Origin of the sequence: Caballeronia sp. J97 (assembly GCF_905220305.1) — a bacterium.
In the GTDB taxonomy this organism is placed as follows: domain Bacteria; phylum Pseudomonadota; class Gammaproteobacteria; order Burkholderiales; family Burkholderiaceae; genus Caballeronia.
In genome coordinates, this window is record NZ_CAJMZL010000001.1 from 1 (window position 1) to 16,578 (window position 16,578).

A 16,578-nucleotide genomic window follows, 5' to 3' on the forward strand; every position below is an offset into this window, starting at 1 on the left:
CGCCGTCCTGATTCACTTGCACGACGCGCATCGCAACGATGCGCGCGAAGCCGAAGCGATTTCAACACGATTCCAGCCCGAAGTCGTCAGCAATGCAACCATTGCTCGGCTTCGTTGCGATCGATCATCCTCAATATCGAGACTTGTCATGACTGAAGCCTTCATCTGCGATGCGATTCGTACGCCTATCGGCCGCTACGGCGGTGTTTTCAAGGACGTCCGCGCCGACGATCTCGGTGCCGTGCCCATCACCGCGCTCATGAAGCGCAACGCATCGGTGGACTGGGCGCAGGTCGACGATGTGATCTACGGCTGCGCGAACCAGGCAGGCGAGGACAACCGCAACGTCGCCCGCATGTCGGGCTTGCTGGCGGGCTTGCCTGTCGACGTGCCCGGCACGACGCTCAATCGCCTGTGCGGCTCGGGCATGGACGCGGTGGGCAGCGCCGCGCGCGCGATCAAGGCGGGCGATGGCTCGCTGTATCTCGCGGGCGGCGTCGAAAGCATGACCCGTGCGCCTTTCGTGATGGGCAAGGCATCGAGCGCTTTCTCGCGCTCGGCCGATATCTTCGATACGACCATCGGCTGGCGGTTCATCAATCGTGCGATGCGCGAGCGCTACGGCGTCGACTCGATGCCCGAGACCGCGGAGAACGTCGCCGTCGATTTCGGCATCTCGCGCGAGGCACAGGACCGCTTCGCACTGCGCAGCCAGCAGCGCGCCGCACGTGCGCAGGCCGATGGCACGTTTGCTCAGGAAATCGTTGCAGTGAACGTTCCGCAAAAGAAGGGCGAAACGATCGCGATCGATCGCGACGAGCATCCGCGCGAGACCTCGCTCGAAACGCTCGCGAAGCTCAAGGGTGTCGTGCGCCCCGACGGCAGCGTGACGGCGGGCAACGCATCGGGCGTGAACGACGGCGCGTGCGCGCTAATCATCGCGAATGAGGAGTCGGCGAAGCGCCACGGACTCACGCCGCGCGCGCGCATCATCGGCATGGCGACGGCGGGCGTCGAACCGCGCATCATGGGCATCGGTCCCGCGCCGGCGACGAAGAAACTTCTCGCGCGCACGGGCCTCACGCTGGACGCGTTCGACGTCATCGAACTCAACGAGGCATTCGCTTCGCAAGGCATCGCGGTGCTGCGTCAACTGGGCCTGGCCGAAGACGATCCGCGCGTGAATCCGAACGGCGGCGCCATCGCGCTCGGTCATCCGCTCGGCGCATCCGGTGCGCGGCTCGTCACGACCGCCATGTACGAACTCGAGCGCCGCAACGGCCGCTATGCGCTTTGCACGATGTGCATCGGCGTGGGCCAGGGCATCGCGATTGCGATCGAGCGCGTCTGAGGGTCTCGCGACATGACACAGGCCATTCAGACATCGGCGATCGTCGGCGTAATCGGTGCGGGCGCGATGGGCGCGGGCATCGCGCAGGTCGCGGCGCTGGCGGGACACACCGTGCTGCTTTACGACCTCGACGCGAAGGCGCTCGACAAGGCGCGTGACGGCATCGCGGCGAATGTGCAGCGCCTCATCGACAAGAAGAAGCTCGACGAGTCCACGGGGCGTCAGGCCGTCGATCGCGTGCGCATCGTGACGAGTCTCGCTGACTTGCGCACGGCATCGCTCGTCATCGAAGCGGTCGCAGAGCGGCTCGACGTCAAGCGCGCGCTGTTCGGCGAGCTCGAAAGCATCGTGACGTCCGATTGCATCCTCGCGACCAATACTTCATCGATTTCGATCACGGCGATCGCGGCGCCGTTGAAGCATCCGTCGCGCGTGGTCGGCATGCACTTCTTCAACCCCGCGCCGCTGATGGCGCTCGTGGAAGTCGTGCGCGGACTCGCGACATCCGATGCGGTCGCGCAAACGGTGTACGTCACCTCGTCCGCTTGGGGCAAGAGGCCGGTTCATGCGAAGTCGACGCCGGGTTTCATCGTCAATCGCGTGGCGCGGCCGTTCTATGCGGAAGGTTTGCGCGTGCTCGGCGAGCAGGGCGCGGACGCGTTCTCCATCGATACCGTCATGCGCGATTCGGGCGGCTTTCGCATGGGACCGTTCGAGTTGATGGACCTGATCGGCCACGACGTGAATTTCGCCGTGACGCAATCGGTGTTCAACGCGTACTTCAACGATCCGCGCTTCACGCCGTCGCTGATTCAGCAGGAACTGGTGAATGCGGGCTATCTCGGCCGCAAGACGGGCCGGGGCTTTTACGACTATGCGGCGAATGCGGCGAAGCCCGCTGTGCGCATCGAAACCAGCACGCGCACGCCATCGAAGATCGTGTGCGGTGAAAGCGTGCCCTTGTACGAGCGCCTGCAATCGCGCATCGCCGATGCAAGCATTGGCCGCAACGACATGCCCGGCCTCATCGCGCAGATCGATGACGCATGGCTCTTTCTCACCGATGGACGCACGGCGACCGAACGCGCACACGCGCTCGGCATCGATAACGTCGTGCTGATCGATCTGGCGCTCGACTATGCGAACGCGCAGAGCGTCGCGCTCACGCGTGCGCGTCAATGCAATGTCGATGCTTACGCGGCTGTCGTCGGCGCATTGACGAATGCCGGCTATGCGGTAGTGCCATTGATCGATGTTGCCGGCATGGCGGTGATGCGTACCGTCGCGATGCTCGTCAACGAAGCGGCGGATGCTGTAAATCAAGGCGTTTGCACGAGCGCCGACCTCGACCTCGCGATGGAGAAGGGCGTGAACTATCCGCTCGGGCCGCTCGCGTGGGGAGAGCGCATCGGCATCGGGCGCGTTCACGAGGTGCTGCGTCATCTCGCGGCGCACTATGGCGAAGACCGCTATCGCGCATCGCCACTTATTTCGGCCTTGAGTTATTCGGGCCAACTGTTTCACTGAAACGAATTCGCGTCATTCAATCATCGAGCATTCATGCAGGAGACAACCGTGGTCCAATCCATTGCACAGCAAAGCGAACTGGAACCGATCGAGCGCGCAAGCCGGGACGAGCTTCAGACGCTGCAACTCGAACGCCTGAAGTGGTCGTTGCGCCACGCCTACGAGAACGTGGCGCACTATCGCCGCGCATTCGATGCGGCGGGCGTGCATCCCGACGACTTGCGCGAGCTGTCCGATCTCGCGCGCTTTCCGACCACGACGAAAACCGACCTACGCGACAACTATCCCTTCGGTCTCTTCGCCGTGCCGCGCGATCAGGTCGTGCGCGTGCATGCATCGAGCGGCACGACGGGCAAGCCGACGGTCGTCGGCTATACGGCGAAGGACATCGACACGTGGGCCAACGTCACCGCGCGCTCGATTCGCGCCGCCGGTGGCCGCAAGGGCGATACGCTGCACAATGCGTTCGGCTATGGTCTCTTCACCGGTGGTCTCGGCATTCACTATGGCGCGGAGCGTCTCGGTTGCATGGTCGTGCCGATGTCGGGTGGACAGACCGAAAAGCAGGTCCAACTGATTCGCGATTTCGAGCCGAAGATCATTCTCGTCACGCCGTCGTACATGTTGAATCTGCTCGACGAGATGGCGCGTCAGGGCATGGACCCGGCGAACACGTCGCTCAAGATCGGCATCTTCGGCGCCGAGCCCTGGAGCCAGGGCTTGCGCAGCGAGATCGAAACGCGCGCGGGCATTCAGGCGCTCGATATCTACGGGCTTTCGGAAATCATGGGGCCGGGCGTGGCATGCGAATGCATCGAAACGAAAGATGGCCCGACGATCTGGGAAGATCACTTCTATCCCGAGATCATCGATCCGGTGACGGGCGAAGTGCTTCCCGAAGGCAGCACCGGTGAGCTGGTCTTCACATCGCTCACGAAGGAAGCGATGCCGATGATCCGTTACCGCACGCGCGACCTCACGTCGCTGTTGCCGCCGAGCGCACGCTCGATGCGCCGCCTCGCGAAGATCACGGGCCGCTCCGACGACATGCTCATCATTCGCGGCGTGAATGTGTTTCCGAGCCAGATCGAAGAGCTGATTCTCGCGATTCCGCGCCTGAGCGGCCAATATCAATTGTGCGTGTCGCGCGAGGGCCACATGGACTCGCTGTCCGTGTCCGTCGAGGCGCGCGCCGAAGTCTGCGCGTCGTTGAGCGAGAGCGAGCGCGCGGGCCTCTCGCGCGAGCTTCAACATCGCGTCAAGACGATGGTCGGCGTCTCCACGCAAGTGCGCGTGCTCGATTCCGGCGAGCTGCCGACGACCGCCACCGGCAAGGCAAAGCGCGTGCTCGACTTGCGCCCTGCGACTGTCTGATCGTCAATGAGTCAAGCGCCTCGCGTTCCGCGGGGCGCAATTCAATTCCCACCAATTGGAGCGCGCGTTCCATTTTCGGTGCGGTCTCGCATTCCTCTGCAGAAAACCTTCCGCATAAACCCTCGCAACCGTTTGCGCAAATTGTTTTGTAAGCTTCAGTTGTGTCATCGTATCGAATGCATTCACGCAGTAGTCGCAAGGCATTCGAATAACGAACATCAAACGGGGCAGGCGGAATTTAGATGTGGATCGTCAGACTCGCGCTCAAGCGGCCGTACACGTTCATCGTCCTGTCGCTGCTCCTGCTGATCATCGGTCCGCTCGTCATTCTGCGCACGCCGACCGACATCTTCCCCAACATCGACATTCCGGTTGTCAGCGTCATCTGGTCATATACGGGCCTGCCGCCCGATCAGATGGAGCGCCGCATCACGCTCAACTATGAGCGCGGCTTATCGGTGGCGGTGAACGACATCGAGCATATCGAGTCGGAGTCGCTGCCGGGCATCGCGGTGATTCGCATCTACTTTCAGCCTAACGCGAATGTCGATGAAGCCATAGCGGAGATCACCGCGCTCTCGCAAACGCAATTGCGCTCGCTGCCACCGGGCATCACGCCGCCGAACATATTGCGCTTCAATGCTTCGACGGTGCCGATTCTTCGGCTCGCGTTGTCGTCGACGGAGCTCACCGAGCAACAGCTCTACGACTTCGGCAACAGCTTCCTGAAGACCCAGCTCGCGACGGTGCAGGGCGCATCGGTGCCGCTGCCCTATGGCGGCAAGCAGCGGCAGATCATGGTCGATATCGACTCGCGCAAGCTGCAGGCGAAGAACCTCGCACCGACCGATGTCGTCAATGCGATCAGCGCGCAGAACCTCATCTTGCCGACAGGCACGACGAAGATCGGCTCGACGGAGTATTCGGTGGGCCTGAACGCGAGCCCGGGCTCGATCGAAGGACTCAACGACATACCGATCCGCACGGGTCCGGGCGGCACCATCTATATCAAGGACGTCGCGCATGTGCGCGATGGCTTCCAGCCGCAGACCAACATCGTGCGGGTCGACGGCACACGCGCCTCGCTCCTCACGATCAACAAGAGCGGCAATGCTTCGACGCTCGATATCGTCGCGCGCGTGAAGAACCTGTTGCCGACACTGCGCGGCATGGTGCCCGAATCGCTGAAGATCGAGCCGGTGGCGGATCAATCGCTGTTCGTGCGCGCATCGGTGTCGGGCGTGCTGCGCGAAGCGGTGATCGCAGCGGGCCTCACGGCGCTGATGGTCTTGCTGTTTCTCGGAAGCTGGCGCGCGACGCTCATCATCGCGATCTCGATACCGCTCTCCATGTTGACGTCGATCGTCGCGCTCTCCGCGATCGGGCAGACCATCAACATCATGACGCTCGGCGGCCTCGCGCTCGCGGTCGGCATTCTCGTAGACGACGCGACGGTCGCAATCGAAAACATCAGCCAGAATCTGGAACAGGGCAAGGAGCTGGAGCAGGCGATTCTCGATGGCGCACAGCAGATCGCGGTGCCGACGCTTGTGTCGACACTCTCGATCTGCATCGTGTTCATTCCGATGTTCCTGCTGACAGGCGTCGCGCATTACCTCTTCGTGCCGATGGCCGAAGCCGTCGTGTTCGCGATGCTCGCTTCGTACTTCTTTTCACGCACGCTTATCCCGACACTCGCGAAGTATCTGCTGCGTCATCACGAGCACATGGGCGGCGATGTCGAATCGATGAAAGGCTCGCGCAATCCGTTCGTGCGCATTCATCTCGCGTTCGAGCGGCATTTCGAATCCGTGCGCCATCGCTATCGAGGCTTTCTCGAGGCACGGCTTGCGAATCCGGGACGCTTCGCTTCATTGTTTCTGCTGTGCTGCCTGTTGTCGCTCGGTCTTGCGCCGTTCCTCGGACGCGACTTCTTTCCATCGATCGATTCGGGTGTGATCGCATTGCACATGCGCGCGAAGACGGGCACTCGAATCGAGGAAACGGCGGCGCTCACGGATCGCGTCGATGCCCGCATCCGGCAATTGATTCCACGCGGCGAGGTTCGCTCGATCATCGACAACATGGGCTTGCCGGTATCGGGCATCAATCTCTCGTACAACAATACGGGCACGGTCAGTTCCGCCGATGCCGACGTGCTCATCAGCCTGAACGAAGACCACGCGCCGACCGACGGCTATATCCACGAGTTGAGAAGGCGCCTGCCGCAAGAGTTTCCCGGCGTGACGTTCTCGTTCCTGCCGGCGGATATCGTGAGTCAGATCCTCAACTTCGGCGTGCCCGCGCCGCTCGATATCGCCATCACCGGACGCGACGTGCGCGGCAATCGCGCGCTCGCCAATCGCATGCTGGAGAAGATCCGCCGCGTGCCGGGCCTCGTCGATGCGCGCATTCAGCAGCCGTCCGATTTGCCGTCGATCAATGTCGAGGTCGATCGCACGAAGGCGCTGCAGGCTGGCTTCACCCAGCGCGATGTCGCGAACAACCTGCTCATCACGCTATCGGGCAGCCAGCAGACGACGCCCACGTTCTGGCTCAATCCCGTGAACGGCGTGAGCTACAACGTGATCACGACCGCGCCGCAGTACGACATGAACTCGCTGCAGTCGGTGGCGAACATTCCGGTGACGTCGGCGAGCGGGAAGACCAATATTCTCGGCGCGCTTGCATCGCTCTCGCGCGGCGCGCGCGATGCGGTGGTCTATCACTACAACGCGCAGACCACCATCAATCTCTATGCGACCACCGAGCGGCGCGACCTCGGAGCCGTGGCGGACGACGTGCAGCGCATCATCGACGAAGCGCGCGGCGAATTGCCCAAAGGCTCGTCGATCGAAATGCGCGGCCAGGTCGAAACGATGAACGGATCTTTTTCCGGTCTCGCGTTCGGCCTCATTCTCGCCGTCGTGCTCGTGTACTTGTTGATCGTCGTGAATTTTCAGTCGTGGCTCGATCCGTTCATCATCATCACCGCCTTGCCGGGCGCGCTCGCGGGCATCGTGTGGATGTTGTTCCTCACGCATACGACGCTATCGATTCCCGCCTTGACCGGGGCGATCATGTGTATCGGCATCGCGACGGCGAACAGCATTCTCGTCGTGAGTTTCGCGCGCACGGCGCTCGCCGAACATGGCGACGCGGGGCGCTCCGCGCTCGAGGCCGGTTATACGCGTTTCAGGCCGGTGTTGATGACGGCGCTCGCGATGATGATAGGCATGGTGCCGATGGCGATCGGTCTCGGCGAAGGCGGCGAACAGAACGCGCCGCTCGGGCGCGCGGTGATCGGCGGCTTGATGGTCGGCACCGTCGCGACGCTGTTCTTCGTGCCGGTCGTGTTCTCGATGATCTATCGGCGCATGGAAGCGCGCGGCAAGGGACCGGACACCGCGATCAGGGAAGCGGCGCAATAAAACAATCGGACAGCAGGCGGAGCAAGAATGGAAGAGCAGTGGTCGCAACGATCGGGCAACAGGCGGCGAGGGCGCTTATGGCTCGTGATCGCGCTCGTGGTCGTCGTCGCGCTCATCGCGCAGGGCATCCTGTCGCGGCGCGCCGCGCATGCGGAGCTCGAGCGCGATGCGAACGAACATGGCGTGCAGACCGTCGAGGTCATCAAGCCCACGCGCATGAAGGCATCGCAGGATCTCGTGCTGGCAGGCGATATTCGCGCGTTCTCCGACGCGCCGATCTTCGCGCGCACCAATGGTTATCTGAAGCGCTGGACCGTCGATATCGGCACGAAGGTGAAGAAGGGCCAGTTGCTCGCGGAGATCGATGCGCCCGAGATCAACGATCAGCTTCGTCAGGCGCGCGCCGATGCGCAAACGTCCCGCGCGAACTACTTGCTTGCGAAGACGACGGCCGAACGCTGGGCGCAGATGCTGAAGAACAACTCGGTGTCCCGTCAGGAGACCGATGAAAAGAACGGCGACATGCTCGCGAAGGAAGCGGCGCTGAACGCGGCGCAGGCGAACGTTTCGCGGCTCGAACAACTCGTGTCGTTCCAGAAGATCTATGCGCCCTTCGACGGCGTCGTCACCGCGCGCAACACCGATGTCGGCCAGTTGATCGACGCCGGAAGCGGTGCCTCGGGCCGCGAGCTCTTTCACATTCAGGATGCGTCGACCTTGCGCGTGTTCGTCGACGTGCCGCAGGCGTATGCGCGGATGATCACGGTCGGATTGCCCGCGGAGCTGCTGCTCAACGAGGAGCGCAATCGCAAGTTCGACGGCGTCACGGTGCGCACGGCGGGCGCGGTCGATCCCGTCGCGCGCACGATGCGCGTCGAAGTCGATGTGAAGAACCCGACCGGCGAACTGCTCGCGGGTGCCTATGCGCAAGTGCGCTTTCGTCTCACGAGCGCGAATCCTTCCTATACGCTGCCCGGCAACGCACTGCTGTTTCGTCCCGATGGCGTACATGCCGCGAGCGTCGATGCGAACAATCGCGTAAAGCTTCTGCCGATCACGCTGGGCACGGACTACGGCACGCGTGTGTCCATCGTGTCCGGCTTGAATGGCGATGAACGCGTGATCGTGAATCCGCCCGATTCGATCATCGACGGCGCGGCGGTGCGCATCGGCCGGGCGGACACGGGCGCGGGTGCGAGCGAGGGCGCGCGCGGCGGGGCCGCGAAGCCTGACGGAAGCGAGTCGTGATGACGCGCCCATCGATCCGGCTCGTTGCGCTGCTGACTACCGCTGCACTGGCCGGTTGCGCCGTCGGGCCGGACTATGTGCGGCCCGACATGCCGGTGCCTGTCGCGTACAAATCGCAGGCGCCGCTCGATGTGTCCGCGTCGGCAGCGCAAGACTGGAAGCCCGCGCAACCCGCCGATGCGAAGCCGCGCGCGCCGTGGTGGGAGGTCTACGGCGATCCGCAACTGAACTCGCTGGAAGCACGCGTCGCGACCGCGAACCAGACCGTCGCGGCGGCTGCCGCGCGGTTTCGCGGGGCGCGTGCGGCAGCCGCGCAAGCACGGTCCGCGTACTTTCCGACGGTCACGGCGAATGCCGCGTTCAATCAGTCGCGCGTGTCGTCGAACGTGTTGTACAAATCGAGCGCGGGCGTGACCGTGCCCGACTATCTGATCGACGCGCAGATCTCGTGGGAGCCGGATCTGTGGGGCCGCATTTCGCGTGCCGTCGAGGGCGGCCGCGCGGAGGCGCAGGCGAGCGCCGCGGACCTGCAAAGCGCGATTCTGTCGATGCAGGCGGAGCTTGCGACCGACTACTTCGATTTGCGCGGCACCGTCGAGGAAGAGCGGTTGTTGCAGGCGACGCTGCAAGCCTATGAAAAGGCGCTCGCCCTCACGCGCGATCGTTTCGCGGGCGGCGTCGCGGCGGAATCGGATGTCGCGCAGGCGGAAGAGCAGTTGCGCGCGACGCAAGCTCAGCTGATCGATCTCGAGACCACGCGCGCGAGCCTCGTCAATGCGATCGCGATCCTGGTCGGCGAGAACCCGTCGAACTTCACGCTCGATGTCGCGCCGCTCAACGAAGCGCATGCGCCGCATCCGTCCGCGGCGCTCGAAGCGTTGCCGCTCAGCGTGCCCTCCGCGCTGCTCGAGCGGCGGCCGGATATCGCGGCGGCGGAGCGGCGCGTCGCCGAGGCGAATGCGCGCGTCGGCGTGGCGACGGCGGCGTTTTTCCCGAATCTGCTGCTCGCCGCGACGGGCGGTCTCGAAGCGACCCGATTCACATCGTGGCTCGAAGCGCCGAGTCGCTTCTGGTCGCTCGGGCCGCAACTCGCATTCACCGTGCTGGATTTCGGCGGTCGCGCGGCAGCCCGCGATGCGGCGCGCGCCGCCTACGACGAGCACGTCGCCGATTATCGGCAAACGGTGCTGGTCGCGTTCGGGCAAGTGGAAGACAACCTGAACGCGCTCGACGTGCTGCGCCGCGAAAGCGAAGCGCAGCGCGAGGCGGTCGACGCCGCCCAGCGCGCGCTCGGCAAGGTGAGCAATCGCTACGAGAACGGCGCGATCACGTATCTGAGCGTGGTCGTGACGCAGGCGATCGTGCTGTCGGATCAACGCACGGCGGTGCGCATCGAGCGGCGGCGCATGGCGGCGAGCGTCGCGCTCGTGAAGGCGCTGGGCGGGGGCTGGACGACGGCCGAGTTGCCGAGCGCCGAGGAAGTCTCGCGGCGCGATTGAATGCTGCGTGATGCATGCAAAATGCCATCGGGCATCACGCATGCAGAATGCGATTTCCTTGAACCGTCATCGGCGTCAAACGAGCAGCAGCACGCCGCATGCGATCAGCGCGGCGCTCCAGATCCAGTCGATGTTGATCCAGCCGCTTCGCAGAAAGCCGAGTCCGCCGCGTTCCTGAACGGACATCGCGAACATGGAGATCGCGGCGATCACGGCGAGCATCGCGCCGGTGTGGACGGTGAGCGCGAGAGCGCTGGCGCCGAAAGCCGTATTGGCGACCGTGCCCGTGCACAGCGGCAACAGCGCCGGTACGAGCATCAGGCCAGCGCCATGCGCACTCGCCATCACGAACGACCACAGCACGAGACCCGCGAGTCCGGTGCGCATGCCGACGCTCGGGCGTCCCCGATGCCCGCGCCACGCGCTCCATGCGCCCCAGCCGATCAGCAGCGCCCCGCACGCACGCGCGAGCATGTCGTGGCCGATCACCGCGCCGAGCGTGAGCGCGCCCGCGAGCACGAGCGCGACCGATGCCGCGTGCCCCAGCGCGATCGGCACGAGCGACACCAGCGCGACACGGCGGCTTCGCGCATAGAGGCCGAGCGCCACCGCGAAGAGCCATCCCATCGCGGGATTGAGCCCGTGAAACGCGCCGAGGCCCGCGGCGGTGACAAGGAGCGCGGGCGATGCGGCGTCCATGCGAAGCAACTCCCGGCGAGTCAGGGATAGCAGTACGAATCCGACGAGCAGTCGCCGCCTTGCAGCCGGATCTGATGCGGCCGATGTCCCTTGGGCCAGTCGATGAAAAACTTCTCGTCGACCGAAAGTCCGCCGTTGGGATCGGCGTCGAGCTTCACCATCCAGCCCTCGATGCCTTCAGGGTAGAACTGCGCATCGACCGCGCCGTACAGCGAGTTGGTGAAGTAGACGCGGCGGCCGTCGCGGCTCACTTCGACCATCTGCGGGCCGCCGTTCAACCCGCCATTGCTGGCGCCATTCTTCGCGCCCGGATGCGTCGCGCGCGAGACCACGCCGCCGATACGCACCTTGCCGGTGAGCTTCGGCGCGAACGGATCGGAGACGTCGTACTGCAGCATGTCGCCGGTGCCCCAGCACGAGACGTAGAGGAAGCGGTCGTCCATCGACAGATCGATATCGGAGACGAGCGGCGGCACCGCGTTGAAGCCCTTGAGCAGCGGGGGCAGCGCATCGGCATCGGCGGGCTCGGCGGGAATGTCGATGATCTTTTTCACGGCCCACTTGTCCTTGTCGCGATACCAGGTCCAGATCGACGACGACAGATCCTTCAGGCTGATCACGCAATTCACGAAGCCGTATGCCTTGGTCGGATCGTGCGCGGGACGCAACTCGAAGACGAGCTGATATTCGTCGCCGAAATCGATCTCCTGAATGTGTTTGCGCTTCGTGAAGTCCCAGAAATGCAGCTTGCGGCCATACTTTGCGCCGAGCAGCAAATCGGGGACGAGGCCGTTCTCGAAGGTATCGGGCGTGCCCCATTCGCTCGTGACCATCGTGTCGTAGCCGAGATGCCACCAGCCGTCATACGCGAGCTGTTGCGGACCGCGATCCACTTCCCAGCGGCCGAGCGGATCGAAGCTCTGCTGATCGAGCATCAACACGCCGCCGGGGGCTTTGCCTTCGGCGTTGCCGAGCGCGGTGACATAGATTCCGCCCGGTCCGCAGTGCACCGTATGCGGCCGCGTATAGCCGGTTTTTTCCGCGAGTTCTTCGGGCTCGATCGTTTTCACGATGACGGGCTTCTTCGGATCGGGCTTCGTGTCGATGATATGCACGCGCGACGAACGCAGTCCCGGCACGATGAGATAACGCCGCTCCATGTGCGGATGCGGCGCGTTCGGGCACAGGCACGACGAGCACGCGTTCCAGCCGAAGTGATGCAGCTCGTCGCCGGTATCGGGCATCGCGATTTCGCCGACGATCTTCGTATAGTCCGGCGAATCGGGATCGACATCGACGACGGCGATCTTGTCAGGTGACTTGCGCTCCGGGTCGAACGTCGCGACGTAGGCCAGCGTTTCGCGCGGCGCTTTTGCAGCGAGCCGCGGGGAAGGGTAGAAGCTCGGATCGGGTTTCCATGTCGCCATCTGTGTCTCCCGGTTGATTTCGCTCGCTTGCAAAACGCGCGTGCTCAGGCACTCAAGCACTATAGGACATGGGGACAAGTCACGCTCCCGATGGCGTCTGTTCCGTTAGATGCTTTTGTGCGATGCATCTGCGCGAGGCGCATGATTCGCCGCGTCGAAGATGCGCCTAGAATAGAGGCATCGCCCTTTGAACCAAGCAGGAGGTAGCGATGGCCGAGCCGATGATCAGCCTGATGGCGGGACTCGTCCTGGTGCTATGTGTCGCGGTGGTTCTCGTGATGCATCACCGGCATCCACATATCCATACCCCGAAGGCACGCTGGCTGGATACGCATCCGCCGCGCGACTGGCGGCACAGGCATTGAACGTGCAGTGGGACGTTTAGTGATGTGAAGTGAACGGATAGTGCGCCGGCATCGACCGGCGCTTTTTATGCATGGCGCGAAAAGATCGTCAGCGCCTTGGCCCTTTCATCGCTTCGGCTTCCATCGCGGCGTGCCATTCCTCGCTGTTCTCTATCGGGTCCATGCCTTCGTCGATGAACGCCGACGCGCGCTCTGCCGCCGAGCGGGTTTCCTCGTCGGTGTCGTCTTCGACCGGGCCGTCTTCGTCCGCCGGCGGCTCCAGCATGTCCTGAAGCATCGCCTCCAGTTCCGGTGTCTCCCACGGCTCGCCGCGCTGTTTTTTCTTTTTGATGTAGTGCCGCACTTCGGCATCCTGCTCGGCTGTCAGCGGAAGCCCGCGGAAGGTGCGGTTGGCGTCGAAGTCACTCATAGTCGCTCCTTTCGCGCATAGCCTGTATTGCAGTTTCAAGCGCCTGAACCTAGTGTAACGCCGTTCGTCTGCCGGTAAAAACGCGCAATATTCAGCCGAGCGGCGGCAGACGCCGTTCGATCGGCGTCGCCTTGACGATGGCCGTGCTCGTCGCGGCGCGCTCGGTGACGCGCGACAGGATATCGTCGAGATGCTCGATCGAGCGCAGATAGAGACGGCATACGAAGCAATCGTCGCCCGTCACCTTGTCGCATTCGACGAACTCGGGAATGCGCCGAATCGCTTCCTCGACCAGATGCAACTGCCCAGGCAGCGGCTGTACGCGCACGATCGCCTGCAACGTGTAGCCGAGCGCACGCGGATCGATATCGACCGTGAAGCCGCGAATCACGCCTTGCGTTTCGAGCCGGCGCATGCGCTCGGCGGTGCTCGGCGCCGACAAGCCGACGCGCTTCGCCAGCTCGCTCACCGCGATGCGGCCGTCGCTCGCGAGCACGGCGATGAGCTCGCGATCGATCGCATCGATGCCCGGCTGAGTCGGGCTGCTTAAGTTCTTTCCCATGATCGCCTTCGATTCAAAGGTCGTTAATTGCGCGTGCCTAATTTTAGGCATGGTTTCGCGTGAAGCGCATCGATAGACTTGAAGCCATCGAAACTTGCAGGCAGGGCACGAGATGAACAGCGAACGAATCGATGCGGGCTTTGCCGGCTCATCGAATGCGAATGAAGTGCGGCGCGGCGCGATCGAGATGTCCGTCGCGATGCTCATGTCGGGCACGATCGGCTGGCTCGTCGTGTCGTCGGGGCAGACGCCGTGGAATGTGGTGTTCTTTCGCTGCGTGTTCGGCGCGGCGACGCTCATGGTCGTGTGCGCGGCGCTCGGCCTGCTGAAGACGCGCTACTTCTCGTGGCGCATGATCGGCCTCGTCGCGTTCGGCAGCGTGGCGATCGTCGGCAACTGGCTGCTGCTCTTCGCCGCGTATTCGCGCGCGTCGATCTCGATGGCAACGACCGTCTACAACACGCAGCCCTTCATGCTCGTCGCGCTGGGCGCGCTCATTTTGCGCGAGCGCGTGTCGGCGTCGACGATCGCGTGGCTAGGTGTCGCGTTCATCGGTCTCGTGATGGTGGTGCGCGTGGAGCCCGCGGTGCTCGCAATGCCGGGAGAGTATCTCGAAGGCATTGCATACGCGCTCGGCGCGGCCTTCCTGTACGCGATATCGTCGATCGTCACGAAGCGCCTGAAGGGCACGCCGCCGCATCTCATCGCGATGCTGCATGTGCTGTTCGGCATCGTGATGCTGGCGCCGTTCGCGCGCTTCGCACAGACGCCCGCGTCGATCGGCGGATGGGCCGATCTCGTCGTGCTCGGCGTCGTGAACACGGGGCTGATGTACGTGCTGCTGTACGGTGCGATCCAGAAGCTGCCGACCGCGACGACAGGCGCGCTGTCGTTCATCTATCCGGTGGTGGCGATCGTCGTCGACTGGCTCGCGTTCGGGCAGCGGCTCGCGTGGCCGCAAGTGGCCGGCGCGGCGCTGATTCTGCTCGCGGCCGCGGGGGTGAATCTGCAGTGGCGGATCGTGCCGCGAAGCAGGGAACGGTAGAACTGCGCGATGACTACGCCGCGCGCGGCAGATCGCGCAGCGCCTCCGGATGTGCGACAGCCACGCGCAAGAGCGTTTGAGCCGCACCCGTAGGATTGCGACGGCCTTGTTCCCAGTCCTGAAACGTACGAACGGAAACGCCGAGCAACGCTGCGAATTCCGACTGAGACACGCCGGCCCTTGCGCGCGCCAAGGCGGCGACGGTGGGCTCGATGCGGGTCGTGCGTGCAGCGCGCCCCTTCTTCATGTCGCGCACCGATTGAAGAAGATCGGCCTGGAACTTCTCGAGTTCCTTATCCATGTTGAATTGCCTCACGAAGTTGGTTAAGGAAAGCCGTTGGAAGAGTGTCGAATTTGGCTTTCGAGTAGGCGATCAGCAGCCAGATCTCGCCCTCATCAAGAATGTTGTAGTAGATGACGCGCGCGCCACCCCGTTTTCCTTTCCCGGGCGTCGTCCAGCGGACTTTACGCAAGCCTCCCGCGCCGGGTATGACAGCGCCCGCGAGCGGATTGTTGGCGAGCCAAACGATGAACGCTTCACGTTCTGCGTCTTTCCAGATTTCGGCTGCATAGCGTTGAAAAACCGCAGTTTCGATGATCGAGTACATGGCGCCATTATACGGCATTGCCGTATAATGGCGCGACCGTTTCTTCGATCGCGATACAGCGTGACAATCCCTGTCGTATAGAATGGCGCCCCCTCCCGACACCATGGAAATCTCGCGCCATGTGGTTCAAGAACCTCCAGCTTCATCGTCTCCCCGCACACTGGTCCGTCACGCCGCAGCAGATTCAGCAATGGCTCGCGCCGCTCGCCTTCAGCGCGGCGTCGAGCATCGAGAACGAGCGGCGCGGCTGGGTCCCGCCGCGCGGCGGCGATGAACTCGCCTACACGGCGAACCGTCAGATGCTCATCGCCTATCGTGCGGAGAAGAAGCTTCTGCCCGCATCGGTCGTCACGCAGTTCGTGAAGGAACGCGCCGCCGAGCTCGAAGAGCAGCAGGGCTTCAAACCCGGTCGCAAGCAGATGAAAGAGCTCAAGGAACAGATCACCGACGAACTCCTGCCGCGCGCCTTCAGCATTCGCCGCGATACGCGCGTGTGGATCGATCCGGTGAACGGCTGGCTCGCGATCGATTCGTCGTCGGCGACTCTGTGCGACGACATCATCGGCTTGCTGGTGAAGTCCGTCACCGATCTGCCGCTCGCGAGCGTGCGCACCGCGCGCTCGCCCGTTTCCGCGATGACCGAATGGCTGTTGTCTGGCGATGCGCCCGCCGGCTTCACGCTCGATCGCGACACCGAACTGCGCTCGACGGGAGAAGGCAACGCGACGGTACGCTACGTCGGTCACGCGCTCGAAACGGAAGACATGCGCCGCCACATCGAAGCGGGCAAGCAGTGCATGCGGCTCGCGATGACGTGGAACGACCGCGTGTCGTACGTGCTGACGCCATCGCTCACGCTCAAGCGCGTGAGCGCGCTCGACGTCATCAAGGAAGCCGCCGATCCCACCGCGGCGAACGACGACGAACGCTTCGAATCCGACTTCATCCTGATGACGGGCGAACTCGCGCGCATGCTGGCGGATCTGACCGAAGCACTGGGCGGCGAAGAAGACCTGCGCGCCGCCGCGTAAAG

Annotated in this window: 15 protein-coding genes; 9 read left to right on the top strand and 6 right to left on the bottom strand. The window is 63.6% G+C overall.

Annotated elements, in window-relative coordinates:
- Window positions 1-148 precede the first annotated feature (148 nt).
- The 6 genes from pcaF to U4Y90_RS00030 all read left to right on the top strand — a co-directional run bounded on the left by pcaF (window position 149) and on the right by U4Y90_RS00030 (window position 10,430).
- Window positions 149-1,351: a 3-oxoadipyl-CoA thiolase gene (gene pcaF / locus U4Y90_RS00005; protein ID WP_321790933.1), complete on the top strand. Its 1,203-nt coding sequence runs from the start codon at window positions 149-151 to the stop codon at window positions 1,349-1,351.
- A gap of 12 nt (window positions 1,352-1,363) precedes the next feature.
- Window positions 1,364-2,878 (top strand): 3-hydroxyacyl-CoA dehydrogenase, encoded by a 1,515-nt coding sequence (locus tag U4Y90_RS00010; protein ID WP_321790935.1) that lies wholly within the window; start codon window positions 1,364-1,366, stop codon window positions 2,876-2,878.
- A gap of 33 nt (window positions 2,879-2,911) precedes the next feature.
- A complete protein-coding gene (gene paaK, locus U4Y90_RS00015) occupies window positions 2,912-4,252 on the top strand; it encodes a phenylacetate--CoA ligase PaaK (protein WP_321790937.1) in 1,341 nt (446 codons plus the stop codon).
- 242 nt (window positions 4,253-4,494) lie between these two features.
- On the top strand, window positions 4,495-7,683 hold the full coding sequence (locus U4Y90_RS00020; protein ID WP_321790939.1) for an efflux RND transporter permease subunit: 3,189 nt from the start codon (window positions 4,495-4,497) through the stop codon (window positions 7,681-7,683).
- A 27-nt stretch (window positions 7,684-7,710) separates the two neighbouring features.
- Entirely contained in the window at window positions 7,711-8,931 is a 1,221-nt protein-coding gene (locus U4Y90_RS00025; RefSeq protein ID WP_321790941.1) for an efflux RND transporter periplasmic adaptor subunit, read from the top strand.
- Entirely contained in the window at window positions 8,931-10,430 is a 1,500-nt protein-coding gene (locus U4Y90_RS00030) for an efflux transporter outer membrane subunit (RefSeq protein ID WP_321790942.1), read from the top strand. The genes U4Y90_RS00025 and U4Y90_RS00030 overlap by 1 nt, the downstream gene beginning before the upstream one ends.
- A gap of 75 nt (window positions 10,431-10,505) precedes the next feature.
- On the opposite strand, the gene U4Y90_RS00035 is transcribed toward U4Y90_RS00030, so the two are convergent.
- Together U4Y90_RS00035 and U4Y90_RS00040 are read right to left on the bottom strand one after the other, a co-directional pair.
- Window positions 10,506-11,129, bottom strand: coding sequence for a hypothetical protein (locus U4Y90_RS00035; RefSeq protein WP_321790944.1), 624 nt, complete (start codon window positions 11,127-11,129; stop codon window positions 10,506-10,508).
- Window positions 11,130-11,149: 20 nt separating this feature from the next.
- Window positions 11,150-12,556: a selenium-binding family protein gene (locus U4Y90_RS00040; protein ID WP_321790946.1), complete on the bottom strand. Its 1,407-nt coding sequence runs from the start codon at window positions 12,554-12,556 to the stop codon at window positions 11,150-11,152.
- 209 nt (window positions 12,557-12,765) lie between these two features.
- On the opposite strand from U4Y90_RS00040, the gene U4Y90_RS00045 reads away from it, so the two are divergent.
- Window positions 12,766-12,921 (top strand): hypothetical protein, encoded by a 156-nt coding sequence (locus tag U4Y90_RS00045; RefSeq protein WP_167357765.1) that lies wholly within the window; start codon window positions 12,766-12,768, stop codon window positions 12,919-12,921.
- A gap of 88 nt (window positions 12,922-13,009) precedes the next feature.
- Here U4Y90_RS00045 and U4Y90_RS00050 read toward each other — a convergent pair whose 3' ends face one another.
- Complete coding sequence (locus U4Y90_RS00050; protein WP_321792502.1) at window positions 13,010-13,330, bottom strand: hypothetical protein; 321 nt, start codon at window positions 13,328-13,330, stop codon at window positions 13,010-13,012.
- Window positions 13,331-13,421: 91 nt separating this feature from the next.
- Entirely contained in the window at window positions 13,422-13,892 is a 471-nt protein-coding gene (locus tag U4Y90_RS00055; protein ID WP_321790952.1) for an Lrp/AsnC family transcriptional regulator, read from the bottom strand.
- A gap of 112 nt (window positions 13,893-14,004) precedes the next feature.
- Between U4Y90_RS00055 and U4Y90_RS00060 the strand changes: the two genes are divergently transcribed.
- The gene (locus tag U4Y90_RS00060) at window positions 14,005-14,937 is read left to right on the top strand and encodes a DMT family transporter (protein WP_321790954.1); all 933 of its coding nucleotides are present in this window, start codon (window positions 14,005-14,007) and stop codon (window positions 14,935-14,937) included.
- 13 nt (window positions 14,938-14,950) lie between these two features.
- On the opposite strand, the gene U4Y90_RS00065 is transcribed toward U4Y90_RS00060, so the two are convergent.
- Both U4Y90_RS00065 and U4Y90_RS00070 read right to left on the bottom strand, forming a co-directional pair.
- Window positions 14,951-15,238 (bottom strand): helix-turn-helix domain-containing protein, encoded by a 288-nt coding sequence (locus U4Y90_RS00065; RefSeq protein ID WP_321790956.1) that lies wholly within the window; start codon window positions 15,236-15,238, stop codon window positions 14,951-14,953.
- Window positions 15,231-15,545, bottom strand: a complete 315-nt coding sequence (locus tag U4Y90_RS00070) for a transcriptional regulator (RefSeq protein WP_321790958.1) — start codon at window positions 15,543-15,545, stop codon at window positions 15,231-15,233. Before U4Y90_RS00070 ends, U4Y90_RS00065 begins: the two co-directional genes overlap by 8 nt.
- A gap of 119 nt (window positions 15,546-15,664) precedes the next feature.
- Between U4Y90_RS00070 and U4Y90_RS00075 the strand changes: the two genes are divergently transcribed.
- Entirely contained in the window at window positions 15,665-16,576 is a 912-nt protein-coding gene (locus U4Y90_RS00075) for a recombination-associated protein RdgC (RefSeq protein WP_321790960.1), read from the top strand.
- Window positions 16,577-16,578: the final 2 nt, after the last annotated feature.